This is a genomic window from Streptomyces sp. NRRL S-350, from assembly GCF_000719705.1.
Classification (GTDB): domain Bacteria; phylum Actinomycetota; class Actinomycetes; order Streptomycetales; family Streptomycetaceae; genus Kitasatospora.
Genome location: NZ_JOHO01000011.1, coordinates 178,002 through 202,868 on the forward strand (window position 1 = coordinate 178,002; position 24,867 = coordinate 202,868).

A 24,867-nucleotide genomic window follows, 5' to 3' on the forward strand; every position below is an offset into this window, starting at 1 on the left:
GGCGCCGTCGGAGCCCCCGCCGTCGGTCGGTGCCCGGAGCCGGACTCGAACCGCCGAGGTCGCCCCCTCTGACCTGCGGCGATGCCGTGGCCTGCGCGAATCTCCCCGCATCTCCCCGAATCGGCCCGGCATTCCAGACGCCGCCTCTGATGATTGGCCGGAAACCGCCCACGCGGCTCGCGGTCGGCTCCCGAGTCCCGGCAGCACAACGGCCCCGGCGGAGAACCGCCGGGGCCGGATCGGGAGCGTCATCAGGTCGTCGGCCCGGGCGCCAGGCCCGCCCGGGACACGAGGCGACGCAACCTGTCGTTGAGCGCGGTCTCCCCGTCCCCGGAGACGGTGTGCAGCGCGACCATGGCGGTCACGACGACGTCGGCCAGCTCCTCCTGGACGTCCTCCCAGGTGTGAGACCGCCCCTTGCGGGGGTTGCCACCCATCGCCCCGGTCACCGCCTCGGCGACCTCGCCGGCCTCTTCGGTGATCTTGAGGATGCGGAGTAGCTGGACCTCGCTACGCGACATCCCCGCAGGGACCGCGTCGTCCAGCCAGCCGACCAGCGACTCCACCTGCTTCCACGCCGGGTCTTCATCCATGCCAGTTCCTCTCGTGCGGTTCGGACGGGGCATCCGGCCAGCCGTTGACGCTGTGCGGCTCGCCCTTCACGTACGCAGTGATGCCGTCGGCGTTGTACGGCACCGTGTTCTCCGGGAGAGCGGACGGTTCGACCCAGAGCAGGCCGGCGCACTTCTCCGGCTCACGGTTGACCGGCTCGCCCTTCCACCTGCTGGTGGCCATGAACCAGCCGATGCGGGTGTGCCCCTCCGGCGCGCGGTGGTGCATCACGTGGACGGTGCGGAGGTCGTCGGGGTCGATGACCGCCCCGACCTCCTCCTCCGCCTCTCGGACGGCGGCCTCCGTGACGCTCTCCCCCTCCTCGACCTTGCCGGAGGGGAGGTTGAACATCCCGTCGCCGTAGCCGGTGTTCGCCCGCTCGGCCAGGAGGACCTGGCCGTCGTCGCGTTCGAGAATCACCATGACGTCGACAACCGGGAGTTGGGGTGCTGCCACCGCGCTGCGCCTTCCGTACGGGCGGGGCCCGGGCGGGGTCAGGCCGCGAGGAGCCCCAGTTCGCTCACCCGGTCGGCGATCCACCGCACCCGGGACTGTGTGTCCAAGGATGTCGGAAGATCCACCATCTTCACGCCGGTCGCGGCGCAGGCTTCATGGACGGCCGCGGCGGTTGCGTCCTGGAGGTCGATCACCTTCTCCCGCATCCGGTCGCCGCCGGAGCGCTGGTCGAACCGGTCGCGGCAGTGGACGATCAAGTCGACGGAGGCGGGCATCCAGGCCCGGCACATGGCCTCCATCGACGCGATGACCGCGTGGTTCACCGGGTCGGTGCGGTCGAGGACGAGGCGGGCGTACGCGAGGACGTTGGCCGGCGTCTTGTCCGTGATGAGCAGGGTGTGGTGCCGCGATCCGCGCAGGATCGTGGAGAGCTGGACGGCGAAGGCGTCGAGTTCGGCGGTGAGGTCGAAGGTCCCCTGGCCGTGCAAGACGATCTCCTCCAGGAACGGGTTCACCCGGGCGGGCTCCCCGGTGCACGCCACGTTGACCCCCCTCTCGCGGTAGTAGGAGGTGAGGGCGTGGACCAGCGTGGTCTTCCCGGCGGCCGCGGTTCCCTCGACGGCTACGACGGTGCAGGTGCGGATGGACATGGTTCCCCCAGGAGTCCGGTGAAGGTGGGCGAGTTGAGCCAGGGCCACGCCTCGTCGGCGCGGTCGGCGAGGAGCTGGTCGGCGAGGAGCTGGTTCACGTTGAGGCCGGCAGTCGGCCAGGCGGTGATCTGCTCGGCTCGGGCGGCGACGAGGGCGGTGGAGAGGGAGTGGCGCAGGTTGAGCACCGAGATCCGCTCCCGGGCCTGCGGGTCGCCCTTCTCCAGCCAGCGGCGGTGCAGGGCGGTCATGGAGGTGCCGCGCAGCTCTGGCTGGGTGACGTCGAGGCCCAACTCCGTGCAGACGTCGACCAGGCGGCGGGAGCGGTCGGTGAGGAGGTGCCCGGCGTCGTAGCGGGTGTCGAGGAGCCGGACGTCGTCCTCGGCCGGGGCGCGGCGCCGGTGCCACACCTCCCGGGCCCGGGTGACCTCGTCCGTGGCGTGCTCGGTGTTGAGGACAGCGAGGTCGGCGCAGAGCTGGTGGCCGGTCAGGAGATCGGAGGTGTCGAGGGCGGCGCGGACGGTGCGGGCGGCGTGCTGCACCAGCGCCGCGGCTTCCTCGGTCTCCTCCACGTAGGCGGAGAGGTAGTGGAACGGTGCGGCGGTGAGCGGCTGCTCGTCGCCGGGGCGCAGGTCGAGCCAGACGAGCGAGTAGCAGAAGACCTTGTTCCCGTTCTTGATCCGCCGGTTCTTCGTCCACTCCGCGTCGAGGGAGGCGACGCGGACGGTGCCGGTACGGCGGCCGGGCAGGCGCAGGGGGTCAGGCAGGTTGGTGGTGACGATCACGGGTCGTGTTCTCCATGGGTGGTGCGGTGCCCCGGAGTTGGGGCACCGCACGTGACGCTACTCGCGCACGGGCTACCGGCCGGCCGGTTCAGCGAGGGCAGGGAAGTGGTCCCAGGCCACGCTGCGCAGAACAGCCGGGACGGACAGGGGCTCCTCCCAGCGGGCGCGCTCCCGGGCCCGGGCTCCGAGGAGGGCGACGGCGAGCGCCTGGTGCAGGGCGGAGGCGCCGAGATCCAGGGCCGCCGCCGGGTCGTACTGTGCGCGGTCGTAGGCGAACTGGAGGGCAGGGGCGGAGAGGATGCCGCTGGTCCCCGTCGGGCACTCCACCCGCTCCGCTTCCATCGCCCGATCCAGGGTCCACCCGGGGACACCGAGGTCGTGGGCCGTGTCCGTGAGCCACGCGGTGCCGCGCTCGCGCACCGTCCGGTCGGCCCACCCCTCGCCCACCGCCGTGATGCCGGGCATCCGGCCGGAGGCGTGGCGGGTGAGGGCGTCCCGGTCGTCGGCGTAGGAGTGCCAGGCGAGACCCGCGGAGTGCCGCCGGCCCTGCACGAGGACGCCATCCAGGAAGGCGACGAGGGCGGGCGCCTCGCCGTCCTCCTGTGCCACCACCACCCGGTAGCCGACGTTCAAGGTCTGGGTGGCGAGAGGGAGGGCAGCGGTGCGGTGAACAGGGAGGAAGACCGCGGCGGCAGCCACGGGCAGAGCCTCGGAACCGTTGTCCGCCCACTGCACCGCCAGGCCGGTGAGGAGGTGAACGGCACGGGGGAAGGGGCGCTTGCCCGCACCGTAAGGGGTGTCGGGCCAGCCGAGATTGGTGAGGTCAAGCACGGGTCGCCCCCGCGGTGCGGATCGAGCGGCCGAGGTACTTCGCGTAGTGGTTGCGCTTGAACCGGTAGCGCCCCCAGATCTCGGTGACCGGCTCCTCCAGGAGGTTCCCCAGCGGCTCGAACAGGTCCTTGGCGTCGTAGACGGGCCACGCGGACGCGGCGCCCGTCGGCTCCACCACGATCATGTGCCCCTCGTTCTCCGGCGTCCAGGTCGTCAGCCGCAGGGCCGGGCTCCACTGGTGGGTGGAGCGCAGCGCGGTGAGGCGGTCGAAGAGGTTGCCGGCCTCGTCCTCGGTGATGAACTCGTTCTCGTCCAGGTCGAGCGCGTTGCCCTTGCGCAGAGGCATGATCAGCTTCAGTTTGCCCGCGCCGAGGACGTCCGCGATCTGGTAGGTGAAGGGGAGCGAGTCGAGGGTGGAGCGGTAGACGACGGCGGACAGGGACAGCGGAATCCCGGCCTCCTGGAGGGCGCGCACGCCCGCCATCACCTGGTCGTAGTCGCCCCGGACGCGGTTGGTCGTCGCCCTCGGCCCCTCCAGGCCGATGTTGGCGAACGCGATCTTCCCGGCGATCCGCTTCGCGTGCTGGATGCCCTTGGTCGCGTTGGTGGGGACGGCCAGCACGTGGCCCTCGGCGAACATGTCCACCACGTCGCCGAAGTCCTCGCGCAAGAGCGGTTCGCCGCCGGAGAGGAAGACGCGGCCGACGCCCGCGAGGTGGCGGTACATGGTTTCGAGCTGGGCGAGGGACGGGTCGGGGAGCTGGAGCGTCTCGGAGCAGAACGAGCAGTCGAAGTTGCAGCGCTTCGTCACCTGGACGATCACGGACAGCGGCACCGTGGAGGCGGCCACCAGGGCGTCGAGGTCGAGAGTGGGGTCGGCGGTGAAGTGGTGGCCCGCGCCGAAGCTGATGCCGCTGGTGCCGACGGGGGTGCTGGTGCGCTGCGGGACGATGGGGAGACCGAGGCTGGTCGTCACGTTCATTCCTTCCGGATGGGTGGGCGGTGCGTGGCGGTCCGGCGGTGCGACCGCCGCGGCTGGCGGCCCGCCAGTCCGCCGCAGTGTCAGCGGCGCCTGGCGGGAGTTCGAGTGCGAGGCGGGGACGGTCAGGTCGTCCGCTTCGCCACGTAGTGGAGGGTCTGCCGGCCCGCGGCCAGGTGCTTGAGCGCGGCCTTGGCCGCCTTGCCGACCTCGGCCCAAGTGGTCGTGTAGCCGGGGCGGTTGGCGAAGGGGACGATGCTGCACAGGGCGCGCATCAGGGAGAGGACGGCGGGCTGGAAGCTCAGCTCCATGTCCTCCTTCGGGGCCAGCTCTTCCAGGTCGAGGAGAGTGGAGTTCAGCCGGTGGTGGATCAGCTCGCCGTACAGGAGGTTCGCGTCGGCGTTCGTGCCGGGCGACGTCTGGGTGACCGGGGTCCAGAACGGGGTGCGACCGCGAGCCCAGGACGCCCCGGAGACCAGGGCGTGGATCGTGCCCATGCGGGCCTCGTCCACGTCCACGCGGTCAAGGTCGAACAGCGCGATCAGTTCGACCCAGGTTCGGAGCATGCCGAGCAGCCGGGCCCTGCTGAACGTCATGCCGTCCGGGAGGGTGTAGCCGAGCAGCTCCAGCGCGGTGCGTAGCCCCTCGGCGTCGACGATCGGCGGCCGGTCCACCGGGCCGCGTCCGCGCGGGTCTTCGGGCATCGTTCTCTCTCCTCCTCCGGCCGGGCCGCCGTGGCCCGGGCCGGACGTGCTGGATCGTCAGTCGGTGCTGGTGCCCGGACGCGGCTTCGCGCGGCGGGCGGGGGTGTGCGTGCGGGGGGTCAGAAGAGTCCCCAGCGCCTGGGCTTCTGCGGCTCGACCGGGCCGCCGCTGCCGCCTTCGCGGACGCTGCCCATCTCGACCTTCGCGCCGGCCTTCCTCTCCAGGGCCCGCTGTCCCTTCTGCCGGGCCTCCTCCGGGCTCGACGCTCGGACGAGGCCGGCGATGGGCTTGGCAGGCTTGTTGAGGCTGCGGACGAGGCCGGTGACGGAGAAAGTGCGCTCCTCGCCCTGGCCTTGGTCCTTGGGCTCCTCGGCCTTCTTCCGGCCCACTACGCCACGACCCCCGGGAGCGGCTTGCTGTCGCGCAGCTCGACCGGCGTACCGGTGTTCCACGCCGCCAGGACGTGGGTGAAGCGGGCGAGGGAGTTGCCGGTGAGCAGCCCGCGCGCCTCCTCCTCGGTCGCCCACTGCATCCGGTCGTACCCGGAGGTCGGGGCGAGCTGGGGCACGGCGTCCGCCGGGACCGAGACGCCGTACAACCAGTTGTGCCGCTCCACCTGGCCCTGTCCGGGCCGCGCGGTGGTGTGGTCGGTGCCGAGGAGACGCAGGCCGGCCGAGGCGGTGATGCCGACCTTCTGCGCCAGGTGCGCGGTGACGGCGTCGCGCGGAGCCTGCCCCTCCTCCACGCTCCCGCCAGGGATGCCCATTGGGTCACCGGCCTTCCGCGCCCGGTTGATGAGGAGATAGCGGGCGGCGCCGTCCGGGCCGGTCTGCACGACGAGGGCGTTGGTGCCGAGTCCGACGGGCCGTCCGGCCCGCCATGCGGCGCGGCCGCTGTCGATGGTTGTGGTCATGGTCCCCTCCTTCGTCCCGGCGTCCGTCGCCGGGCTTGCTCCGCCGCCGGTGGCAGCGGAAGTCTGTGGGTGGCGGATGGTCAGGCCGCGGTGGCCGGTAGCGGGTTCACGGCTTGATGTCGGTGACGTTGACCTGGAAGCCGGGCGGCCAGCGCCGCACCCACACCTCGACCATCCGGCTGCCCCGAACGCGGACGTGGAGGAGGCGGCCGCGGCGCTCGGCCTCCGGCCGCTCCGGGGCGGGGTTCAGCGGCCGTCCGCGGGTGAAGGAGAACCCGGTGACGAGGTAGTACAGGCAGACGGCGAACAGGACGAGGTTGCTGACGTACACGGCACTTCCGTTCGGTCGGTGTGGCGGTCGGCCCGCTGGCACCCGGTGTGCCTGCCGCCCCGGGCCGGGGGCGGTGCCGCTTCCGTGAGCTCTGCTGGCCGCTCACCACCTGGCATCCGCCGGGATGTAGGCGGCCGCGCGGTCCCGTGCCCGCTGCGCCTTCGTGATGGAGGCGCAGCGGCGGGCGACGGCGGGGCGGGCGGCGAGGTGGGAGGCGTAGGGGACGGCGGTGGCGCGGAAGCAGCCGGGACGGTTATCGGCGGCCGCGACCAGGTGGTCGATCAGGTTGGTGGTGCACTTCCAGTCCCGGTCCTCCTCGTTCGGGTGGCCAACGGCGAAATGCGCGGTGACGACGATTCCGGCGGTGAGGAGGCGGCGGGTGACGGAGGCGACGGTCGCCCGATCGAACGCCTTGCCCATGGCGTGCAGGACGACGTCGGAGCCGGAGCCGACGCCGAGGGACACCTCACGCACGCCCCGGTGCGCGATGGCCGCGAGGTAACTGTCGGGGATGCGGTCGTACAGGGGCACCATCTGGTCTTCGCGCCAGAGCAGGAGGGCGGGGTCGACAGGAGCGATGTCGAGCATCTTGCTGTCGGTGGTGCGCACTTCCCACTCCACTTCACACCGGGTCGGCGCTGCCGACCTCCTCGGCTGGGACTGTTCGTCCTGCCCGGCCTGTCCCTGGCGGAGGGTCAGGCCGCGGCTGCCCCCGGTGGCCGGACGGCCCGGCCACCGGGTTCGTCCCGGGGCCCCTCCCCGCGCCCCGCCGTGGACGGGGAGGGAACCCGGGGTGCCGCGCGTACCCGCAGCCACTCGCGGAACGGGGTGCGGCGCGGCGGCCCGCCGCCGCTCCTGCCCGCGGCTCCCCGGGACGAGCGGGGAGTGGTGCGCGTCCCGGCAGCGGGGACCGGGGCAGGAGTGTCAGCCGGCCTTCCCCCGCCCAGCAGCAGGGCGGGGAGTTCACGGCGGGAGCTGCCCCGTAGATGGAGGAGACCGAGGCAGCTCCCGCTCCCCGGGCGAAGACCGGGCCCGGGGTATGCACCGCGGCGGAAGCCGCGGGGTAGTGCTCCCCGTCCGGGGCGTGCTGTTCGCGCCCCGGACGGGGAAGTTCAGTGGTGGCCGTGCCCTCGCGGGCGGCGGCCGTGGCCGTGGCCCGCCTGCTGCTGCAGCTGGGCGAAGATGCCGGTAACGAGGGCGAGCAGTTCGTCGGCCTGCGCGGCCAACTTCTCGCGCTCGTTCTTGTACGTCTCGGTCACCGCCCGGATCGACGCCTTCGCGCCTTCCAGCTCGGCCAGGAGCAGCCGGCCTGCCTCCAGCGCCTCCGGCTGGCCGTGCAGGAACGCGACGGACGCTTCCAGGGCCGCATCCTCCGCCTCCACCTGCGCATCGACCTCCTGGCCGAAGTCCCTCTCCTCGCGGGAGAAGTAGGCGCGCAGGGTCGGGCTGTACGCCTTGCGGTACGCCCAGCGGCCCCTCACGCTGCCACCACCGGCGGCACGGGCAGGCCGTCAGCGAGTTCACCAGGGCCCGCGTCGCGGGCGAGCTGGCTCACACGGTCCAGCGCCGCGGCGCCGGCCGGGGAGTCGAGCCGGATCGGCTCGTCAGGGGTGGGCTGCACGACGTCCTCCGAAGCAGGTTGGGACTCCCCGGTCCGTGTCGTCGGTCAGATCGGGGAGGAGCTGGGCAGAGACCCCGCCGGCGGGAGGCGTCACCGCCCGCGGGGTCTCCGTGGCGGCCTCCCTCACCCGACCCATGAGGACGGGAGGCCCGGCGCGCCTCGGCAGCGCGCCGATCGTCCGCCGGGCGGGACCGGCGGACACCCGGGGGGCACGAGTCCCCGGGGGCTGTGGTGCCTACGCGACCGCCCGGCTGGGCCGGACCGCGCATAAGCGGGAGGTGCTGGCCACCGCGGCGATGACGGCCGCACGCCGTACGGCCTGCGACGTGATCGACGCCAGGTTCAGCGGCGGCACCGGCTGCTGGAGGGCCAGCACCGCCCACACCTTCTTCCCGTGCGGGGTCAGGTCGGCCTGCCACTTCTCGGCGAGCCCGGCGACCAGAAGCATGCCTCGGCCGGACTCGGCACCGTCGTTGCCGACCGCGTCCGCCGGAAGGTACGGCTTCGCCCTGCTGCCGTCGTGGACGGCCACCACCAGGCGGTCGCCCCCGGGGAACAGGAACAGGCTCACCAGATGCCGGCCGGGCGGGCTGTGCCGGAGCGCGTTCGCCACCAGCTCGTGCGCGATCCACATCATGTCGCCGCGGTCGGCGCGCCCGATGCCCCAGTCCTTGAGCGTGTTGTCCAGCTTCTCCCGCACCGGGCCGACGACGCCGAGACGTACCTCAAGGTCGGGGTCCGTCGCGTCGATCGCCAGGCGGTAGACCCGGCCGAGACGCCCCCTCCGCCCGCTCACCGCTGCGCCCCGGCGTCGACCCGCTCCAGCGCGGGGGGAGCCGCAGGGGCGGGCGGGAGCTTCCGCACCCCGTCCGAGGGCGGGATCGGCGGCACGGGGGTCCGATGGGTAATCAGAACGGCCCTGTGCGCGGCGACTTCACCCGCGAAGTCGTCCCAGCCCTTGCGGCAGATGGAGAGCATCGTGCGGTCGAGGGTCACGACCATCACGACGTCGCCGCCAGCCACGAGCGCCATCACGCGCTGCCAGCCGGGGCGCTCGGCCGCCGGGAGGAGTTCGTCGGTGTCGACGATGTTCTCGGACACCGGGATGTTCTCGGAGGTGGCGCGCTGCTCGCACCATCCCGTGAGGAGGTCCAGGCTGAGGGTGTCGCTGGTGCAGAGGTAGGTGACGGCGGTGCGCATGGGGAGGCTCCTGTGTGGACGACACAGTCGGTCGCCGTGCCCGGTCCCTACAGGGGTGTGGGGCCGTGCTCGGCAGCTCGGAGGGGAGCGTGGTGCGCCACTGGGAATCCGGGGCCCGCGGTGAAGCTCGTGCGGGTGCCCGCCTGGTCTGACAGCCGGTCACGTCGGGGGACGCTCGGCGGTCAGGGGCGCTGACTCTTCCGCGAGGGGGGAGAGCCCCGGGCGCTCGACGAAGGGGTGCGCCCGGGGCCCTGCTACGTGCGGGGCTGACTACTCGTCGCCGCCGGCCGAGCTACCGGCGCTGTCGTTGTTGCCGCCCTCGCCGCCGTCGGTCTGGTGGTCGTTGTTCCCGCTGCCGTGCTTGTTGTTGCTCATGGGCCTGTACCTCCTGGTGGGCCGCCGAGGCGGCGTCAGTGTGGAAACGCCCCCAGGAACCGTGAGGCCCCCGGGCGGGGCGCAGGACCGTACCACCGCGCCGTTGCGGGGGTGCGGAGCGACCGGTGTGCGATGTTCCTCGTGCTGCTCACCGGCTGCTGACATTCAGTGAACTGGTAGTCACGCAACCGGGGATAGGACATTCTGGGGGCGCTGTCCTCACGCCCCTAGGACATTTCCGAGCGGGGGGACGGCACGAGGATGGCGAGGGGGTCGCCTTCCCGGACTGAGGAGCGCCCATGGCAGAGGTCCGCCCGAACGACGTGCTCAGAGGGTTGATGGACAGCGCCAAGCTGTCCGCGGAGGACGTGGCGAAGGCGGTCAACGCCGCAGAGGAGAGGCTGTTCGAGAAGCCGGGGAACACCACCGGCCGACAGGTCCGCCGCTGGCTGTCCGGGGAGACGGCGCAGCCGCGCGTCCCCTCCCTCGTCGGCCTGATGGACGTGTTCAACCTGTCCGGCGACGCCTTGGGCTTCACGCTTTCGGGTAAAAGACTGCGTGATCTTGCGGCGTTCCAGCCGACCTCTACGCTGCTTGTGGACACCCCCGACCAGGAGGAGGACCACGTGCGCCGACGCTCCTTCATGCTCGCCGCAACCGGCAACCTGATCAGCTTCGCATTCGCCCCGCTACCGAGCGGCGGCCGGATAGGAGCAAGCGACGTCGAGAGAATCCGCGAGACCATCACCAAGCTGCACGCCGTGGACGACCTCTACGGCGGCGACCAGCTGGCCGACATCGCGGAGGAGTTCGTCCGGCAGATCGAGGGCGCGATGGCCCGGTGCCTCTACGGGCCGAACGTCGAGAAAGCGCTGTACCGCGTCATCGGCGAGCTGCACGCCAGCGCCGGGTGGTTCGCGTTCGACAGCGGCGACCAGGAGCGCGCAAGCCGCAACTTCGACAGCGGGCTCCGCGCCGGCCTCCTCTCCGGCGACAAGCACCTCCAGGCCCGCATCTGGGCGTACATGTCCCGCCAGTCCTGGGCCCTCGGCCGGGCGACCGAGACCATCACCATCGCCCGCCTGGCGCTCGACGCGACCCGCAACAGCCGCGACCACCGGCTGACCGCCCTCCTGCACGGCCGCCTCGCCCTCGGCTACGCCGCCTCCGGGCAGAAGGCACAGACCGGCAACGCCCTGGCGAAGGCCGAGACCGTCCTCGACCGAGTCGGCCCCGACCCGGTCCACCCGTGGCTCGCCTTCGTCGGCGCCGGAGAGGTCCTGTCGGCCGGGGCGCTGGCGTACATGAGCCTCCGCCAGCCCGACAAGGCCGCGCGCCAGGAAGAGCAGGCGATGGCGCTGCGCCCCCCGGGGTTCCGGCGGAACCAGTTCGCGACGAGTGTCCACCTCGCGCAGTGCTACATCGCCGACGGCCAGGTCGAGCGCGGGATCAGCATGGCCGGTGAAGCGCTCGACCTCTACCCGACCGTCAACTGCCCCCGCTGGGCGGTCCACCTCGGCACGGTCCGGGACAAGCTGTCCGGGATGGATCTTCCCGAGGGGACCGCCTTCGTGGAACGCTACGACACCGTCACCGCCGCATAGGACAGGAGCAGCAACGTGGCCGCCCCCGGACCGACCCTGACCGTCACCTACTACACCGCCGAGGACCTGCCCGAGATCGAGCCGGTACTGCTCGACCTCTACGACCGGATCTACGCCGAGGAGAAGGCCGGGGACGAGTTCTTCACCATGGAGGCGTTCACCGGCCGCCTCCGCCGCCAGACCGCCAGTCCGCGCTGGGGCTGCACCCTCGGAGAGGTCGACGGCCGGCCGATCGGCTACGCCTACGGATTCGCCCGCACCGCCGACTACCAGTGGGGCGGCCTGATCGAGACGGAGCCCGGCGCCGACCTCACGGAGACCGACAGCAGGACGTTCGCGTTCTGCGAGATCATGGTCCTCCCTGAGTTCAGGGGGACCGGCATCGCCCACACCCTGCACGAGGAGCTGCTGTCGCACCGCCCCGAGGAGCGAGTGCACCTCCTGGTCGAGGAGGAGCACCCCCGGGTGCGGGCCCTCTACGAGCGGTGGGGCTACGTGAAGATGGGGATCATCCAGCACCCCGGCTCGCCCCGCTACGTCTCCATGTTCCGGCCCATCACCCTCTGAGCCGGCGGACAGCGCCCGCCGGCTCACCACCCGTCAGGACAGGACGAAGGAACTCGGGCGCGGCGGGGTCGACAGCACCCGGGCGAACTCGGTGAAGGCCGCGACGACCGGCATCCGGGCCCAGAACTCCGCGCACACCCGGCAGGAGATCCGCACGCCCTCGCCCCGGCTGCACACCCGGTGCTCACCCTCCACCGCGTGCTCCCGCTCCGGGTGCTGGCACATCGGGCACGGCCGCAGCCGGGCCACACGCTCAATCTGGCGGCGGGCCCGGTCCAGCCGCGGGTACGGGCGCCGGTTCGCCACGGTGTACGGCCTCACAGCGCACCCCCGACATGGCGGTGCCCTGCCGATGGGGGGGAGACCGGCAGGGCACCGCGGTGCCCAGCCGATGGGGGGTTGACCGGCTGGGGTGACAACGAGTCTGCCCCCGAAGCGTGATCGTTGTGCACGGTTCGCCGATGCTCCTCCAGAGCGGCCGCCACGCGCTCCCTGCGGGCCGCCTCGCGCCGGTTGGCGGACGCCGTGAGGGACTGGCTGATCTCCTCCGGGCTGTACGCCGCCAGCGCCTCGCCGAGCGTCTGTCCCTCGGCCGCGCCGGGGCGGGCGGGGAGCTCGATCCGGCCGGGCTCCAGGCCCGGCCACTCGTCGTGGTGCCAGCCGCACCGCTCGGGGCAGGACCAGCGCACGCACCCGGCCTTGGCGTGGCCGAGCGGGTACGGGAACTCCGGCTGCGGCAGGCAGGGCGCGTCGCCCCCGAGGATGCTCACGCCTCGCCCCCTGCGGCGCCGCGGGTCTCCGGCTCCTCGGCGGCCTGGTCCACGAGGCCGACCGCGCGCACCGCGTCCACCGCCGGGCGCAGCTTCTCCGCGAGGACCTGGAGGCGGCGCACCGCCTCCTCGAGGACGTCGTCCTCCGGCCCGCCCCACCGGCCGGTCGCCAGCTCGACCAGCTCCACGTCCGGCAGCGACCGCAGCCACTCCGCACGCTGCCCCGGCTCTCGCCGCGCCGCGTCGAACTGCCGGACCGCCCCAGCAAGACGCTGCGTGCCGGCATCGGTCAAGTCCAGCCTGATCCGCCCGGTGTGGTCGTGGACCACCCCTTCGTAGTCCTCGGGACCCAGGTGCAGAGACGTCATCGGTAGATCCTCCTCGCGGTTACGGCCGGACAGGATGGCACAAACCGCCCGACCGCCGCCGACGAAGGACCGGCGCGGGCCGCCGCGTATTCGCCGGTGACTCGGTCATGTTCGTCCTGCCGGGACGGGCGGCCACCGAAGTGACCTGGTCGCGCTGACGGCTGTCACCGGCTGCACCCCGCGCTCAATCGAACAGTGAATTGAGTGCAGAGAGTCATGGCATGATCACTTGCCGTTGTGCAAAACCCTTCAACTGGAGAGATCTCATGCGTGCACTGAAGAGGCTCAGGTCCGCCGCCACGGCGGCGGTCGCGGCCGGGATGCTGCTCGTGGTGGCCGGCCCCGGGCAGGCCGCGCACGCGGACGGCCCGCAGGCCCCCGGCGCCCCGCTCTACGGACTCCAGGTCGTGAAGCAGACCGGCAAGGTCGACAACTTCGAGCGGCAGATGGTGTTCTGCCCGCCCGGCACCGTCGCCATCGGCGGCGGCGGGGAGGCGTCGATCGGCTGGAACCCGGGCAGCGACACCCTGTCCCTGGTCGGGAGCTTCCCCGTCATCGAGCGCGGCGATGCGACCGGCTGGACGGCGAACGCGCGCACCTACACCTCCGACCCCCTGACCGTCACGGTGTACGCGGTCTGCGCCGAGCGCCCGTCCGGATACGAGGTCCTCACGAAGGGCGAGACGCCCGTCCCCCGGGGCCAGACCAGCACCCTCACCTGCCCGGCAGGCAAGATCGTGACCGGCGGCGGCGGCGAGGTCATGGGCGGCTACACCGGGCTGAGCAAGTCCTACCCCGCCCCGGTCACCACGGGCCTGCCGAACCAGTGGGCCGTCGGCGGCTACAACGACCAGACCATCACGGCCGACATGACCACCTACGCGCTCTGCGCCGCCCCGGTCCAGTACATGACCGTCGCGAGCCACACCACCACCTCTAACAATCCCGTCGGCGGCCTCCTGGCCTGCCCGACCGGCAAGACCGTCATGGGCGGCGGAGCCTCGGCGAACGGCGACACCGCGGCCCTGACCTCGACCAGGCCCGCCCTCGCCCGCGAAGGGGCCGTCCGCGACGGCTGGTGGGCCCAGGCCAGCACCTTCTACGACCCCTCCAGCGCCGACCTGTACGTGATGTGCCGGTGACCGTGGCGGACAGCCACGAACGAAAGGACCGCCCGCCCCCGGAGCCATGGGGGCGGGCGGTCCGCTCAGGGAGCCGACGGTGCCGGCGGCGGGTCGCAGTCGGCCTCGGCCGGGCAGAGCTGCGAGAGGCGGCGGTTTGCCAGGTCGACCGCGTCCCGCAGGCTGCTGCCGTGGTTCGGGTTCATCTGCTCCTCGACCCGGGCGACGCGGTTCTCGATCCCGGCCATCCGGTCCTCGATCCCGCCGACGCGCTCCATCACGCCGAGGCGGGCCGGGACGCCCGGCCGTTCGGGTTCGCCGTTCCAGTCGTCGATGAACTGCTCGATCTTCCCGCCGAGGCGCAGCGCCCCGCGTACGGCCTTCCACGCGAGGGCACCGACCGCCGCGGCGAGGGTGAGCGCCCCACCCCAGATCAGGAAGACATCCACCGCCGGAACTCCGGTGCTGTCCACCGCTCACTCCTCCTGACGCGGGGAGTGCCGGGCCTTCCAGCCGGCCACGAACGCGGCCGTCCCCGGGATGATCGACAGGATGAACGGGCTGATGCTGTCCGGCATCCAGTCGAGCAGCCGGGCGTTGTCCTGCGCCTCGGCGAGCACGGCGAGCAGGCCGGTCGTTCCCAAGTAGGCGAAGGCCGCCCCCGCCTTGACCTTCGTCTCCACGCGGTGCTTGGCCATGGAATTCCCCTCTCTCTCAGTTGACGACGTCGAAGCCGTGCTTCGCGCCGAGCTTCGTCAGCGAGTCCCGGCCGGGGATGCCGTCGGCGGCCTGGCCGGGCGCCCGCCCGCGGTACCCGCAGCGCTCCTGCCAGCCGGACATCGCCGTCACCGTGCTGGTCCCGTAGTGGCCGTCCTGGAAGACCTTCGACAGCAGGCCCTCGTCGACCAGGGCGGCCTCGACCGTCACGACGCCGGCGTACGTGACCGGCGTCCCGGCCATCTGGGGGTTCGTCCGGGCAGCTTCGATCAGCTTCGATAGGGACACCTGCGGGCGGGCCGGGGTCGGCGTCCCACGCCGGGGGCCGCCCTGCCCGAGGCGGGCCGCGATCCGGTCCCGCATCGGCGCCATGGCGAACGACGGGTCGATCTTCCCCGGCTGCCACTCCTTGTGGCCGATCACGCTCGCGGCGTTCCAGCCGTGCGCCCGGCACAGCGCCGCCGACACCTTCACGATCGCGTCGAGCTGCGCCTCCGGCCACGGGTCCCGGCCGTCGCCCAGGTTCTCGCACTCGAACCCGTAGAAGTGCCTGTTCCCGTCGACCGTGGCGACGGTGTCGACCGGCAGGGAGCGCTGCGCGATGACCGCGTCCAGCACGGCCGGATCGCCCAGGCCGGCGTGGTTGGTCCGGCCGTAGCCGATCAGGTACACCACCCCGGACTTCGCGATCACGCCGTGGCACAGCGGCCCGGGCAGGCCCTCGTACCCGTCGTGGCACATCTGCACCGTCTGGTCGGTGCCGCGGGTGACGCTGTGGTGGATCACCACCCCGTTCACCGGGCCCCACGGTCCCTTGGCGTTGCGGTTCCACGTCCGCCAGGACGGGCCCTCGACCACGTCCAAGCCTTCGTCACGCAGCGCAGCCAGGAACCGGTCTGCGCTCAGCGGGTCACTCATCGCCGTGCACCTCCTTCTCGCTGTCCGGACACTGTCCGGACGCCGTGCCCCCCAAGTCCTCCGGGCTGTCCGCGCCCGTGTCCGCCCGGACATCTACGGACACGTCCACGGACACCGTGTCCGGACGGTGTCCGTGCAGGTCACCGGCCACGTCGGCAAGGGTGTCCGCCGTGTCCGGGGCGTCGTGTCCGTCGTGTCCGGACACCGTGTCCGGATCTTGTCCGCCGCCCTCCTCGGCCGGCTTCGGCAGGCCGATGGGATCGCACGGCACGAGCTTCGGCACCGGCCCGCTCAGGTCGACCCGGTAGTACTGGCCGTTGAGCATCGCTACGCCGTGTGGCGGCTTGGTGTCGCCGACGTTGGTCGTCACCGCCCGGCCGAGGGCGCGCTGCGCCGCCATCGCGGCCTGCACCGGCCGCTGGACGGCGCGCTGGATGGACTGCGGAGCCACCTGGTCCTCCTACGGGGTCGGGGGTGCGGGGTCGTTGCCGAGCGGCACGAAGCTGACGGCGACCTGCTCGCCGGAGTCGCCCCACTCCACGTCGACGTCGGTCAGCCGGTAGGCCACCGTGACGTTGCTGCACATGCCGGTCGTGATGACGTTGAAGCGGGAGCCGGCCACCAGCTGATCGATCGTCACCGGGGCGTCCGAGGTGAGCCGGGAGCCGTTCGGCACGCTGAGCCCGATCGGCACCGGGTACCGGCCGACCTGCGACGCCTGGGCAAGCTGGAGCAGGTCGTAGCCGGACATGTTCTCCGCCTGCGACAACACCAGGGAGTCGAGCCGCCCGTACGGGGTGTTCAGGAACCCGGACACGCCCCAGGCGGCGTCGGTGAGGTCGTCCCGGGTCTGGTTGGTCGCCCACATGATCGCGCTGCCGGAGGCGCCGTCCTTGATGATCTCGACGTCGCCCGCGATGTGATCGAGCGTCAGCGTCGCCTGCGCCCGGTCACCGGCGAGCTGCGGCCGCCCCAGGATGATCCGCCGTCCCACGGTGGTGTACTCCAGGCCGCGGGGGACCAGCTCCTCATTCATGATCTTGAGGACGGGCACGATCCAGATCGAGGCGTCATCGGAGCCGTCCTTCTCGAACCGCGTGATGGTCGCGGAGTCGTTGCGGACGATGAACGGCATGATGTTGCACCAGTCCGGAGGGAAGCTGAACACCACGTTGTTGACGTTCAGCGAGATGATCGACTCCGCGATCTGCTGCACCGGCGCGGCCGGCTTCGCCGGGTCGCCGACGTTGACGTACCGCAGCACCTCCGTGTTCATGGTCCGGTTCAGCCACTCGGTGACGTCCTTCGCCTCCACCCGGAAGGTGTCCCGCGACTCCACGGTGCGCGTCACCGGGCCCTGCCACACCAGGTCGCCGTCCCGGTAGATGCTCAGCTCGTGGATGTACGGCTCGATGTCGCCGAGCTGCCCGCAGCAGTCCGGCGCCCGGCCCTTGGCGATCGTGATGAACGCCTCGCTGGTGTCGTTGATCGTCCGGTTCCACGCCAGCCCGGTCAGCCCGGACACCCCGGGCGAGGTGAACGGCCTGGAGCCGCCCCGCCAGTGGATCACCGCCGAGTACTGCTGAGGACACCCGAGCACGCCGGTCATCGCCGCATCACCCCGCGTCCGTGCGGGTCACCATCAGCACCCGCGCCCGCGTGCCCGCCCCGGTCGACGCCTTGGTGGTCAGGATCTCGATGCACATGCCCTCCGGGCACCCGAAGACCGGCCATTGGAACGCGCCACCCTGCGCCCCGTACAGCGGCGGGTGCGCCGTGGCGGAGCCGATCCCGGCGGTGGAGCACTCCAGCTCGGCCCGCTGCGTCCGGCCGTCGACGGTGAGGACCGACCCGGCCGGCAGGTACGGGGTCTGGAGGTCGGTGCAGATCCCGCACGGGTCGGCGAGCGGGTCATTGCAGTCCGTCCCGGTGAGCGACGCGCGGAAGCGGACGACGATGCGGCGCAGGTCCGTCGACCCGACCTCGAGTTCCAGCACCGGGACCATGTCCAGGCGGTTCGGGACGTCGGTCACCGGGATCGAGATGACCGTCCGCAGGAAGGTGTCCGTGCCGGTCGGGTAGCAGGGGTCCACCGGGATCGGCACCCGGTTGGGGAGCGTCGGCGACGGGCACTCCGGGTCTTCCAAGCAGTCGGCCGGCTGCACGCAGTCGTCGTAGGCCGCGTCCGGGTCCGTGACCACCGTCGTGCCCGCGGTGAGGTCGTGCCACGTCTCGCTCACGGTCAGCGGGTTCCGGTAGATCCACGGCGTCCCGGCGATCAGCGAGAAGGTGACTCGGGCGAGGATGCCGTCGGTCAGGTACTCCAGGGACTCGACGTCCGGGCCCTCCAGCAGCCCGACGTTGTACAGGTAGCGCATGGAGTCGCAGCCCTCGCACGTCGGGCAGCAGGCGAAGACGCCGAGGGTGGAGCCGACGCACCCGTCGTCGCAGCAGCCGGACAGCGAGGCCGCCAGCCAGGACAGCCCGTACTCCAGCGCGCACTCGTCCCGGACGATCATCAGCACCGTGTACGTGATGATCCGGTGCGCACGCCGCGCGATGCCCAGTGCCGAGCCGTCCCCGACCAGCGGGATCGGCGTCCGCGAGATCGTGGACTTCTGGAAGCCCGTGACGTCCAGGCCCATGAAGCCCAGGACGTTCGCCGACTCCGGCACCGCCTCGTCGTACCAGGGCGCCTCGTCCGTCGCCGGGTCGACGTACGGCGTGTACGGGTCCTTCGTCAGGTCGCCGTGGTCGAGCGCGCACGGCAGCTCGGGGCAGGCGTCGCACTCGATCGGTAGGCAGTAGAGCTGCGCGTACGTCGTCGCCCGGACCGAGTTGATGATCTCGGTGCAGGCGAAGTCGGCATAGTCGAAGATCACGTCACACCCCCGCTGCTCGGGCCACGCGCCCGTACAGGTGCTGAGCCAGGACCGCCGAGTCGTCGACCCTGCTGTTGATGTGCCAGTTGTGCGTGACGTTGGAGACCGGTGCCGGCCCGCCCGACGACCCGCCCGCCCGCCGCGGTGGCCCGATCGCGCCCTGCCTGGCCAGGAGGCTCAGCAGGCCGGACTGCGCCGCCAGCTCGACCGCCCGCTGCGGCCGGGACAGCGGGATGATGACCTCCGGCCCGGCCTCGCCGACCAAGCCGACGACTGGGCTCGTGACGATGCCGCCGTTCGCGAAGGGCAGCACCGCCCGGACCGCAGCCGGAAGGCCGGACTTGATCTTCGAGACGATCCGCGAGCCGATGTCGCCCAAGGCGTTGATGATCTTCCCGGGCAGCGTGGAGAACAGCGACACGATCGAGCTGATCAGCCCGTTCACCGCGCTCGTCGCCGAGCTCACCGCCGAGGAGAACGCCGAGGCGATCTGCGATCCGATCGACGACAGCGCCGAGCCGATCCGGCCCGGCAGGCCCGAGAAGAACGACACCGCGCTGTTGATGAACGAGCTGATCGCGTTGATCGCCGAGTTCCCCGCCGACGTGAACAGGCCCGACAGCAGCCCGGCCAGCGAGGCCACCGCCGAGACGATCCGGCCGGGCAGCGCCACGAAGAACGCGATCGTCGAGTTGATGAACGACGTCGTCGCCGCCGTCGCGGAGTTGAACGCGCTGGTGAACACCGAGAGCAGGAACACCCCGAGGCTGGTCGCCGCCGCCACGATCTGACCCGGCAGCGCGGTGAAGAACGCGATCGTCGCGGTGATGAAGTTGCCGATCGCCGTGACCGTCGCGTTGAAGGCGTCGACGAACAGCGTCACCAGCGTGATCGCCAGCGACGCCAGCGCGTCGGCGATCTTGATCGGCAGGTTGTAGAAGAGGAAGATCACCGCCGCGAGGGCCGTCAGCAGCGCGATGCCCAGCGCCGCCATCGCGTTGACGAAGGCGTCGACCAGCAGCCCGGGCAGCGCCGCCAGGCCGGCGACGATCCGCCCCGGCAGCGCCACGAAGAACGCCACCACCGCGTCGATCGCCGTCGAGACCGCCGTCGAGATCGTCGCGCCGACGCCGGTGAAGAACTCGCCGAGCAGCCCACCGAGCGTCGCCAGGCCGGCCACGATCCGGCCCGGCAGCGCCTGGAAGAACGCGACCGTGGAGTCCAGCGCGGAGCCCGCCGAGCTGGACAGCGAGGAGAACGCCGAAGCGACCTGGCCGGGCAGCGCCGTGATGAACTGGACGACCGAGGTGATCCCGTTGACCAGGAACGTCAACTCGCTGACGACCAGCTGGATGTACGGCACCGCCGCCTTGATGGCCACCCAGCCGACGAACGCCGCCGCGACCTGGAGGACCGGCGCCAGGAGCTGAACGACCATCACCAGCAGCGGCGCCAGCGCCTCGACCAGCGAGGCGATCGGCGGCAGCACCGGCAGCAGCGCCTGCACCAGGGCGTTGAACGCCTCGATGATCGGCGGGAGGACCGGCAGCAGCGCGCCGACCAGCGCGGTGATCAGCGGAGTCACCGCGGCGACGACCCGCACCAGCAGCTGCGCCACCGACGTGAGCACCGGCGCCAGAGCGGCGATCACCTGCGCCACGGCCTGGCCGATCCCGGTCGCCAGCGGCTGGAGCGCGGTGACCAGCTGCGCGAACGCCTGCGCCACCAGCGGCAGGATCGGCAGCAGGGCGCCGGACAGCGCCGAGATGATCGGGGCGAACAGGCCGACCAGGAGCTGGAGCGCCGGGGCCAGCGCCGTGGCCACGGCCGCGACGACCTGGCCGAGCAGCGGCAGCAGCGGCGCCAGCGCGGTCAGGATCGCCGCGATCGCCACGCCGACCGGGCCGAGGCTCGGGCCGATCGCGGCCAGCCCGGTAGCGAGGGCGCCGCCGATCGTCGCCAGGGCCGGAGCGATGGCGGCCAGCGCCGGGCCCAGCGAGTTGACCAGCGAGACCAGCGCCGGGCCCAGCGACGTGAAGATCGGCCCGAGTGCCGGGGCGATGCCGCCGAGCTGCGCCACCAGCGCCGAGATGATCGGCCCGAGCTGCGCCGCGATCTGGGCGATCGTCCCGAAGACGTTGCTGAGCGCCTGCTGGCCGGACGCCGACTTCGCGAACTCCGCGAAGCTCGCGGTGATCTTCTGGATGTTGCCGAGCAGCCCGCCGCCCGACGAGTTCGCCGCCGCGAAGACGCTCGACAGGATGCCGCCGACGTTCTGGAGGATCCCGCCGAGCTGGCCGAAGACGTTCAGCGCGCCGTCGACCCACGCCACGGCCTGCCCGCCCGACGCGATCCGGTTCAGGAAGTCCCCGAACCTGGTGGCCAGGCCGTTGATGCCCGAGCCGAGCTCCGACCCGAACGCCTGGGCCACCACCGAGGCGACGTTGAGCAGGCCGCTGACGACCGGCTGGATCGCCCCCTGCAGCCCGCCGACGGCGTCCCGCGTGCCCTGGAGGATCCCCTGCAACGAGGACAGCGCCTGCTGCGACGCCGCGAACTTCAAGCCCTCCTGGGCGGCCTTGCCGAACTCCGTTGCGATGCCCTGGAGGCCGGACTGCAACGGCAGCAGGTTCTTGATCGCCCCGCCGATCTCGCCGGCGAACTGGGCGAAGAACGACTGCTGGACGGCCTGCTGAACTGCCTTCAGCTCCGGCGCCAGCGAGCGGACCGCGGTGACCGCCTGCTGCGCCGCCGGGGCAAGGCCCTTGATGGCCTCCTCGAACGCCTTGGTGTCGCCGGTGAGCGCCGCCGACAGCGCGTCGGAGACGCCGAGCACCGCGAGCTTGAGCGTCCCCAGGGCGGCCTGGAACCCGATGATCGCCGCCGGGGCCGCGGCGATGATCCCGGCCGCCGGGGCCAGCGCAGCCACCAGGCTCGCAACGCCCTGCGCGGCGCCGGCGGCCGCGATGCCGACCGCGCCGAACCGCAGCAGCCCGGCCAGCGCGGTGCCCGCCCGGGAGGCGATGCCACTCAGCCCCGCCAGCGCCCGGGAGAACCGGTCGCGGTCGACGTCCGTGTTCACCTGGACGTCCGGGGCGTTGTGCTCCCGTACCCGCCGGTCGAAGCCGGACATGTCCGGGACGACCCGGATCGACACCTCTTCGTCGGCGACGGCCGCGCGGACGCGGTCCATGAAGCCGGACATGTCCGGCGCCACCGGCAGGTTGATGCTGTCCAGCCCCCGCAGGCCGCCGAGCAGCGCCGCATCGAACCGGCTCAGGTCCGGAACGACGCGGATCGAGATGTCGTCGCCGGCGAGCGCGGCCCGCACCCGCGTGTCGAAGCCGGTCAGGTCCGGCGCGACCCGGATGTCGATGCTGTCGATCGACCGCAGGCCGCTGAGCAGCGCGGCGTCGAACCGGGCCAGGTCCGGGACGACGTTGACCGTGGCGTCCGGGAGGCCGGTCAGTCCGGCGCGCAGCGAGGCGTCGAAGCCCGACAGGTCCGGCGCGACGTTGACCTGCGCGTCCGGCAAGCCGCTGAGCCCGGCGCGCAACGCGGCGTCGAAGCCCGACAGGTCCGGCGCGACGTTGACCGTGGCGTCCGGCAAGCCGCTGAGCCCGGCGCGCAGCGAGGCGTCGAAGCCCGACAAGTCCGGCGCGACGTTGACCTGCGCGTCGGCCAGGCGGCCGATCCCTGCCCGGAGCTCGGCGTCGAACCCGTCGACGTCCGGGATGACCGAGACAACGGCGTCCCGGAGGGAGCGCAGGCCCCGCTGGAGGGCCGTCTCGAAGCCGTCCAGGTCCGGGACGGTGTGGACCTCGAACTGGTCTCCGTTGGAGACCGCCCGCAGTAGCTCGGCGTCGAACCGGTCGACGTCCGGGACCGCTCGGACCCGAATCTCGTCGCCGGTGACCAGCGCCCGCCGCAGCGCCGTGTCGAACCGGTCGACGTCCGGCACCACCGGGATGGAGACGGCCGCCAGCGTCCTGGTGCTGCGCTCGATCGCCGCCGCGAAGCTCTCGACGTCGGGGACGATCGGGACCGAGATCGCGGCCCGCAGGCCGCGCTCGATGTTGCTGCGGATCGCGGCACCGATGCCGCGGGTGCTGCGGTCGAGGGCTCGCTGGATCCGCTGCCCGAGGCTTCGGGCGTCGGCGACGGCCTCGGAGTCGTCCAGGACGATCCGGACGACGCCGACTCCGAAGTCCTCTTCGGTGGCCACTGGCAACCTCGCGTGAGCGATCGGTTGCCCGGCCTAGCACCAGCGGCGATCCCAGATTAGCGGGTGCGCATCCCGGCGACCCGTGCGTCCTCCGCCGCCATCTCCTGCATTAGCTGCTGGGCGCGGTTCGCGGTCATGCCCGAGCCTGGGACGCGCACGCGCTGACCGGGTGGCGGGCGGAAGCCGTGCGGCGGCTGCCAGAGCTTCGCCCGGTTGCGCTTGCGCTGCGCGTCGTCCTCGGCGCCCTGGTCCATCGACACCTCGGCCGCCGACAACATGACCCGCAGCGGCCAGGCGTGGACGTCTACCCCCTGGAGGGCAAGGCCGCCCTCCCACGAGTCCCACGACTCGGCGATGCTTGCGCAGAGCCGCTGGACAACCCAGTAGGGCGCGCCCCGCCTCCGTACAGCTCGACCGCCCACTCCAGCAGCTCGACCAGGACGCGGTCCGGCAGGCGCAGCGACTCGTCCTTCACCGTCGCGCCTTCCTGCTCGGCCGCCGCCTTCGCCGCCAGGCCCGGCTCGCTGTACGAGCCGACGGCGACCCCGCCGGCGACGACGTCCCACCGGGCGAACACCGCGGCGGACTCCGGCAGCATCAGGCTCGCCAGGAACACCCGCAGCGAGCCGACGACCTGGCGGAGCTTCGCCGGCTCGACGTTGCCCAGGTCGTTCAGGTCGACGCCGAGCTCGGCCTGCGAGTTCCGCAGCTTCTCGTAGGCGTCCAGGAACTCGTCGCCGTAGACCTCGGGCTCGAAGCTGAGCTTGTGCGGCCCGATCTCGGCGACATGGGGGACGGTGTTCAGGGCAAAGGTGCGCGTGGCCACGGGTGGCTCCTCATCTCCCGCGTGCATCGCCTCGGCCCACAACCAGCAGACGTGCACCGGAAAGGGTAGCGGTCGGACGCCCGACCCCCGGGCTTCGCTCCTGGCCTCAGCTGTTGCCCCGTCGCCCCGGCCGCCACTACCGTCCAGGCGTGATCGGAAAACTGGCGGGCGCGGTCCTCGGGTTGGTGGCCGCCGGGGTGGCGGCGCAGCGGCGCACGGCAGCCCGCAGGCCGGCGCCCACGCCCCGCATTCGGACCTGGCACTACTGGCGCTGCGAGTGCGGCGGGCACTCTCGCGGCGCGTTCATCACCCGGGATGAGGCGTGGTGGGCCGGCGAGCGGCACAGGCTGCGCAAGGAAGCCGGCCATCCGTTCGCCGAGCTCTACACCACCGAAGAGGAGTGGAACTACCCCACCGATTGAGGGGTGGCCCAGCAGCTCAGGCGCCCTCGCGCAGTGCCCGCCCCAGGAAGTTGTTCGCCCGGGTGCCCGGGTGGTTGACCCGGGCCGCGAAGACGACGTGGCCGGACACCTCGAACCGCAACGCCTTCGCCCGCCGGGGCCGGATGACGTGCGGCCTGGTCCCGTTCAGGACGAACAGCGTCGCCGGGTGGTCGCACGACACGACGCCTTGCAGGCCGCGGGGCGTTTCGTCTACCCGCGTCTCGATGTAGGCCGGCATCGTCCCCGGCGCCTCGCGGCGGGCGATGGCCGCGACCCGCTCGGTGCGCGCCCGCAGGCGCTTCTCCGCCAGGCCGCCGCGCAGCCGCAGGAACCGGGCGATCCGGCCCTGATCGATCGTCACCTCAACGCTCACGGCCCCTCCGTCTCCGCCGGGCACGCGCAGTCGACCAGCGCCACCGTCACCCGCTGCTCCAGGCCGACGCAGCCACCCTGCGGGCCCACCGTCTTCTGCGTACCCACGGAGAACCTGCGCGCACGCGGCAGGCCCAGCGTGTCCGGCAGGCAGCACAGCATCGCGTTGTAGACCGTGGCCTCGTCGACGTGGAGGACCTTCGCCGCCGCCGCCAGCTCATCGCACGACGGCGGACAGCCCTCCTCCGTGACCGACGGGGCGCAGCGCAGCAGGGTGACGGCCAGCTCGACGGCGGTGATCTGCGGCGGGACGCAGCCGCGCACGCCCAGCACGATCGAGGTCTCGGTCGGGAAGTCCTCCAGCGTCGACCGGTACAGCCGCACCACGCTGACCGACAGCTGCCCGCCGGTGTCGCCCGTGCACGGGTCCTCGCAGCCGTCCCACGCCACCTGGCCCGGCACGACGCACGTCCGGCAGTCGGGGCAGCCAGGCTGTCCTTCCACCTCGGCGGAGGTGGCCTCCAGGGCCGCGCAGACGCAGCCGAGGACGGCTTCCGTCAGCTCGTGGATCGCGAGCACGGGCAGAGCCACCAGGGGACT

The 24,867-nt window shown here is 72.2% G+C and carries 33 protein-coding genes; 4 read left to right on the forward strand and 29 right to left on the reverse strand.

Features of this window, described 5'->3' with window-relative positions; genetic code table 11:
* Positions 1-251: 251 nt before the first annotated feature.
* The 15 genes from IF30_RS0113240 to IF30_RS0113310 form a co-directional block, all read right to left on the reverse strand.
* Complete coding sequence (locus IF30_RS0113240) at positions 252-593, reverse strand: MazG-like family protein (RefSeq protein ID WP_030236673.1); 342 nt, start codon at positions 591-593, stop codon at positions 252-254.
* Entirely contained in the window at positions 586-1,068 is a 483-nt protein-coding gene (locus IF30_RS0113245) for an NUDIX hydrolase (protein WP_234322697.1), read from the reverse strand. Before IF30_RS0113245 ends, IF30_RS0113240 begins: the two co-directional genes overlap by 8 nt.
* A 38-nt stretch (positions 1,069-1,106) precedes the next feature.
* On the reverse strand, positions 1,107-1,718 hold the full coding sequence (locus tag IF30_RS0113250) for an AAA family ATPase (protein ID WP_030236679.1): 612 nt from the start codon (positions 1,716-1,718) through the stop codon (positions 1,107-1,109).
* Positions 1,691-2,500 (reverse strand): ribonuclease H-like domain-containing protein, encoded by an 810-nt coding sequence (locus tag IF30_RS0113255; RefSeq protein ID WP_030236681.1) that lies wholly within the window; start codon positions 2,498-2,500, stop codon positions 1,691-1,693. Before IF30_RS0113255 ends, IF30_RS0113250 begins: the two co-directional genes overlap by 28 nt.
* A 72-nt stretch (positions 2,501-2,572) precedes the next feature.
* Positions 2,573-3,331 (reverse strand): hypothetical protein, encoded by a 759-nt coding sequence (locus IF30_RS0113260; protein ID WP_030236684.1) that lies wholly within the window; start codon positions 3,329-3,331, stop codon positions 2,573-2,575.
* A complete protein-coding gene (locus tag IF30_RS0113265) occupies positions 3,324-4,307 on the reverse strand; it encodes a radical SAM protein (RefSeq protein ID WP_199807864.1) in 984 nt (327 codons plus the stop codon). The genes IF30_RS0113260 and IF30_RS0113265 overlap by 8 nt, the downstream gene beginning before the upstream one ends.
* A gap of 128 nt (positions 4,308-4,435) precedes the next feature.
* Positions 4,436-5,014 (reverse strand): hypothetical protein, encoded by a 579-nt coding sequence (locus tag IF30_RS0113270; protein ID WP_030236691.1) that lies wholly within the window; start codon positions 5,012-5,014, stop codon positions 4,436-4,438.
* Between the two features lie 119 nt (positions 5,015-5,133).
* Positions 5,134-5,403 carry a hypothetical protein gene (locus IF30_RS0113275; RefSeq protein WP_030236694.1) on the reverse strand — a complete coding sequence of 90 codons (270 nt, stop codon included), beginning with the start codon at positions 5,401-5,403 and terminating at the stop codon, positions 5,134-5,136.
* The gene (locus IF30_RS0113280; RefSeq protein ID WP_030236697.1) at positions 5,403-5,927 is read right to left on the reverse strand and encodes an NUDIX domain-containing protein; all 525 of its coding nucleotides are present in this window, start codon (positions 5,925-5,927) and stop codon (positions 5,403-5,405) included. The genes IF30_RS0113275 and IF30_RS0113280 overlap by 1 nt, the downstream gene beginning before the upstream one ends.
* Positions 5,928-6,033: 106 nt before the next feature.
* Positions 6,034-6,258: a hypothetical protein gene (locus IF30_RS0113285; RefSeq protein ID WP_030236699.1), complete on the reverse strand. Its 225-nt coding sequence runs from the start codon at positions 6,256-6,258 to the stop codon at positions 6,034-6,036.
* Positions 6,259-6,360: 102 nt separating this feature from the next.
* Positions 6,361-6,867, reverse strand: a complete 507-nt coding sequence (locus tag IF30_RS0113290) for a hypothetical protein (protein ID WP_158834963.1) — start codon at positions 6,865-6,867, stop codon at positions 6,361-6,363.
* A 503-nt stretch (positions 6,868-7,370) separates the two neighbouring features.
* On the reverse strand, positions 7,371-7,739 hold the full coding sequence (locus tag IF30_RS0113295; RefSeq protein ID WP_030236702.1) for a hypothetical protein: 369 nt from the start codon (positions 7,737-7,739) through the stop codon (positions 7,371-7,373).
* Positions 7,736-7,879 carry a hypothetical protein gene (locus tag IF30_RS47680; RefSeq protein WP_158834966.1) on the reverse strand — a complete coding sequence of 48 codons (144 nt, stop codon included), beginning with the start codon at positions 7,877-7,879 and terminating at the stop codon, positions 7,736-7,738. The genes IF30_RS0113295 and IF30_RS47680 overlap by 4 nt, the downstream gene beginning before the upstream one ends.
* 235 nt (positions 7,880-8,114) lie before the next feature.
* Positions 8,115-8,675 (reverse strand): ATP-binding protein, encoded by a 561-nt coding sequence (locus IF30_RS43475; RefSeq protein ID WP_051710117.1) that lies wholly within the window; start codon positions 8,673-8,675, stop codon positions 8,115-8,117.
* A complete protein-coding gene (locus IF30_RS0113310) occupies positions 8,672-9,079 on the reverse strand; it encodes a hypothetical protein (protein WP_030236708.1) in 408 nt (135 codons plus the stop codon). The genes IF30_RS43475 and IF30_RS0113310 overlap by 4 nt, the downstream gene beginning before the upstream one ends.
* A 674-nt stretch (positions 9,080-9,753) precedes the next feature.
* Here IF30_RS0113310 and IF30_RS0113320 point away from each other — a divergent pair.
* Positions 9,754-11,058, forward strand: a complete 1,305-nt coding sequence (locus IF30_RS0113320; protein ID WP_030236711.1) for a hypothetical protein — start codon at positions 9,754-9,756, stop codon at positions 11,056-11,058.
* 15 nt (positions 11,059-11,073) lie between these two features.
* Positions 11,074-11,625 carry a GNAT family N-acetyltransferase gene (locus IF30_RS0113325; protein WP_051710119.1) on the forward strand — a complete coding sequence of 184 codons (552 nt, stop codon included), beginning with the start codon at positions 11,074-11,076 and terminating at the stop codon, positions 11,623-11,625.
* Positions 11,626-11,658: 33 nt separating this feature from the next.
* On the opposite strand, the gene IF30_RS47685 is transcribed toward IF30_RS0113325, so the two are convergent.
* The 3 genes from IF30_RS47685 to IF30_RS0113340 all read right to left on the reverse strand — a co-directional run bounded on the left by IF30_RS47685 (position 11,659) and on the right by IF30_RS0113340 (position 12,763).
* A complete protein-coding gene (locus tag IF30_RS47685; RefSeq protein WP_158834969.1) occupies positions 11,659-11,820 on the reverse strand; it encodes a hypothetical protein in 162 nt (53 codons plus the stop codon).
* 122 nt (positions 11,821-11,942) lie between these two features.
* Positions 11,943-12,395, reverse strand: coding sequence for a hypothetical protein (locus tag IF30_RS0113335; protein WP_030236719.1), 453 nt, complete (start codon positions 12,393-12,395; stop codon positions 11,943-11,945).
* On the reverse strand, positions 12,392-12,763 hold the full coding sequence (locus tag IF30_RS0113340; RefSeq protein ID WP_030236723.1) for a hypothetical protein: 372 nt from the start codon (positions 12,761-12,763) through the stop codon (positions 12,392-12,394). Before IF30_RS0113340 ends, IF30_RS0113335 begins: the two co-directional genes overlap by 4 nt.
* Before the next feature lie 266 nt (positions 12,764-13,029).
* On the opposite strand from IF30_RS0113340, the gene IF30_RS43480 reads away from it, so the two are divergent.
* Entirely contained in the window at positions 13,030-13,905 is an 876-nt protein-coding gene (locus IF30_RS43480) for a hypothetical protein (protein WP_051710122.1), read from the forward strand.
* Between the two features lie 65 nt (positions 13,906-13,970).
* Here the strand turns inward: IF30_RS43480 and IF30_RS0113350 are convergent, their stop codons facing one another.
* The 9 genes from IF30_RS0113350 to IF30_RS0113390 are packed head-to-tail and all read right to left on the reverse strand — an operon-like array spanning position 13,971 to position 23,452.
* Positions 13,971-14,357, reverse strand: coding sequence for a hypothetical protein (locus IF30_RS0113350; RefSeq protein ID WP_051710125.1), 387 nt, complete (start codon positions 14,355-14,357; stop codon positions 13,971-13,973).
* A gap of 3 nt (positions 14,358-14,360) precedes the next feature.
* Positions 14,361-14,582, reverse strand: a complete 222-nt coding sequence (locus IF30_RS0113355; RefSeq protein ID WP_030236732.1) for a hypothetical protein — start codon at positions 14,580-14,582, stop codon at positions 14,361-14,363.
* A gap of 16 nt (positions 14,583-14,598) precedes the next feature.
* Complete coding sequence (locus IF30_RS0113360) at positions 14,599-15,519, reverse strand: N-acetylmuramoyl-L-alanine amidase (protein WP_030236735.1); 921 nt, start codon at positions 15,517-15,519, stop codon at positions 14,599-14,601.
* A complete protein-coding gene (locus tag IF30_RS0113365; RefSeq protein ID WP_030236738.1) occupies positions 15,512-15,970 on the reverse strand; it encodes a hypothetical protein in 459 nt (152 codons plus the stop codon). The genes IF30_RS0113360 and IF30_RS0113365 overlap by 8 nt, the downstream gene beginning before the upstream one ends.
* A gap of 9 nt (positions 15,971-15,979) precedes the next feature.
* Entirely contained in the window at positions 15,980-17,128 is a 1,149-nt protein-coding gene (locus tag IF30_RS0113370; protein WP_030236741.1) for a hypothetical protein, read from the reverse strand.
* 7 nt (positions 17,129-17,135) lie between these two features.
* Positions 17,136-18,401: a hypothetical protein gene (locus tag IF30_RS0113375; protein ID WP_030236744.1), complete on the reverse strand. Its 1,266-nt coding sequence runs from the start codon at positions 18,399-18,401 to the stop codon at positions 17,136-17,138.
* Position 18,402: 1 nt separating this feature from the next.
* Positions 18,403-22,626 carry a hypothetical protein gene (locus IF30_RS47690; protein ID WP_051710128.1) on the reverse strand — a complete coding sequence of 1,408 codons (4,224 nt, stop codon included), beginning with the start codon at positions 22,624-22,626 and terminating at the stop codon, positions 18,403-18,405.
* A gap of 56 nt (positions 22,627-22,682) precedes the next feature.
* Entirely contained in the window at positions 22,683-22,904 is a 222-nt protein-coding gene (locus IF30_RS0113385; protein ID WP_030236750.1) for a hypothetical protein, read from the reverse strand.
* 26 nt (positions 22,905-22,930) lie between these two features.
* Positions 22,931-23,452: a hypothetical protein gene (locus tag IF30_RS0113390; protein WP_030236752.1), complete on the reverse strand. Its 522-nt coding sequence runs from the start codon at positions 23,450-23,452 to the stop codon at positions 22,931-22,933.
* Positions 23,453-23,601: 149 nt separating this feature from the next.
* Between IF30_RS0113390 and IF30_RS0113395 the strand changes: the two genes are divergently transcribed.
* Positions 23,602-23,874 carry a hypothetical protein gene (locus tag IF30_RS0113395; protein WP_030236754.1) on the forward strand — a complete coding sequence of 91 codons (273 nt, stop codon included), beginning with the start codon at positions 23,602-23,604 and terminating at the stop codon, positions 23,872-23,874.
* 16 nt (positions 23,875-23,890) lie between these two features.
* On the opposite strand, the gene IF30_RS41385 is transcribed toward IF30_RS0113395, so the two are convergent.
* Together IF30_RS41385 and IF30_RS0113405 are read right to left on the reverse strand one after the other, a co-directional pair.
* Entirely contained in the window at positions 23,891-24,268 is a 378-nt protein-coding gene (locus tag IF30_RS41385) for a hypothetical protein (RefSeq protein WP_037899876.1), read from the reverse strand.
* Positions 24,265-24,858, reverse strand: coding sequence for a hypothetical protein (locus IF30_RS0113405; protein ID WP_030236756.1), 594 nt, complete (start codon positions 24,856-24,858; stop codon positions 24,265-24,267). Before IF30_RS0113405 ends, IF30_RS41385 begins: the two co-directional genes overlap by 4 nt.
* Between the last annotated feature and the right edge of the window lie 9 nt (positions 24,859-24,867).

Excerpts from the sequence above, each read along its gene's own strand:
- IF30_RS0113240 (WP_030236673.1), bottom strand. The coding sequence starts at position 593 with ATGGATGAAGACCCGGCGTGGAAGCAGGTGGAGTCGCTGGTCGGCTGG.
- IF30_RS0113250 (WP_030236679.1), bottom strand. The coding sequence starts at position 1,718 with ATGTCCATCCGCACCTGCACCGTCGTAGCCGTCGAGGGAACCGCGGCC.
- IF30_RS0113270 (WP_030236691.1), bottom strand. The coding sequence starts at position 5,014 with ATGCCCGAAGACCCGCGCGGACGCGGCCCGGTGGACCGGCCGCCGATC.
- IF30_RS0113280 (WP_030236697.1), bottom strand. The coding sequence starts at position 5,927 with ATGACCACAACCATCGACAGCGGCCGCGCCGCATGGCGGGCCGGACGG.
- IF30_RS0113310 (WP_030236708.1), bottom strand. The coding sequence starts at position 9,079 with ATGCGCACCGCCGTCACCTACCTCTGCACCAGCGACACCCTCAGCCTG.
- IF30_RS0113320 (WP_030236711.1), top strand. The coding sequence starts at position 9,754 with ATGGCAGAGGTCCGCCCGAACGACGTGCTCAGAGGGTTGATGGACAGC.
- IF30_RS0113340 (WP_030236723.1), bottom strand. The coding sequence starts at position 12,763 with ATGACGTCTCTGCACCTGGGTCCCGAGGACTACGAAGGGGTGGTCCAC.
- IF30_RS43480 (WP_051710122.1), top strand. The coding sequence starts at position 13,030 with ATGCGTGCACTGAAGAGGCTCAGGTCCGCCGCCACGGCGGCGGTCGCG.
- IF30_RS0113355 (WP_030236732.1), bottom strand. The coding sequence starts at position 14,582 with ATGGCCAAGCACCGCGTGGAGACGAAGGTCAAGGCGGGGGCGGCCTTC.
- IF30_RS0113360 (WP_030236735.1), bottom strand. The coding sequence starts at position 15,519 with ATGAGTGACCCGCTGAGCGCAGACCGGTTCCTGGCTGCGCTGCGTGAC.
- IF30_RS0113370 (WP_030236741.1), bottom strand. The coding sequence starts at position 17,128 with ATGACCGGCGTGCTCGGGTGTCCTCAGCAGTACTCGGCGGTGATCCAC.
- IF30_RS0113385 (WP_030236750.1), bottom strand. The coding sequence starts at position 22,904 with ATGTTGTCGGCGGCCGAGGTGTCGATGGACCAGGGCGCCGAGGACGAC.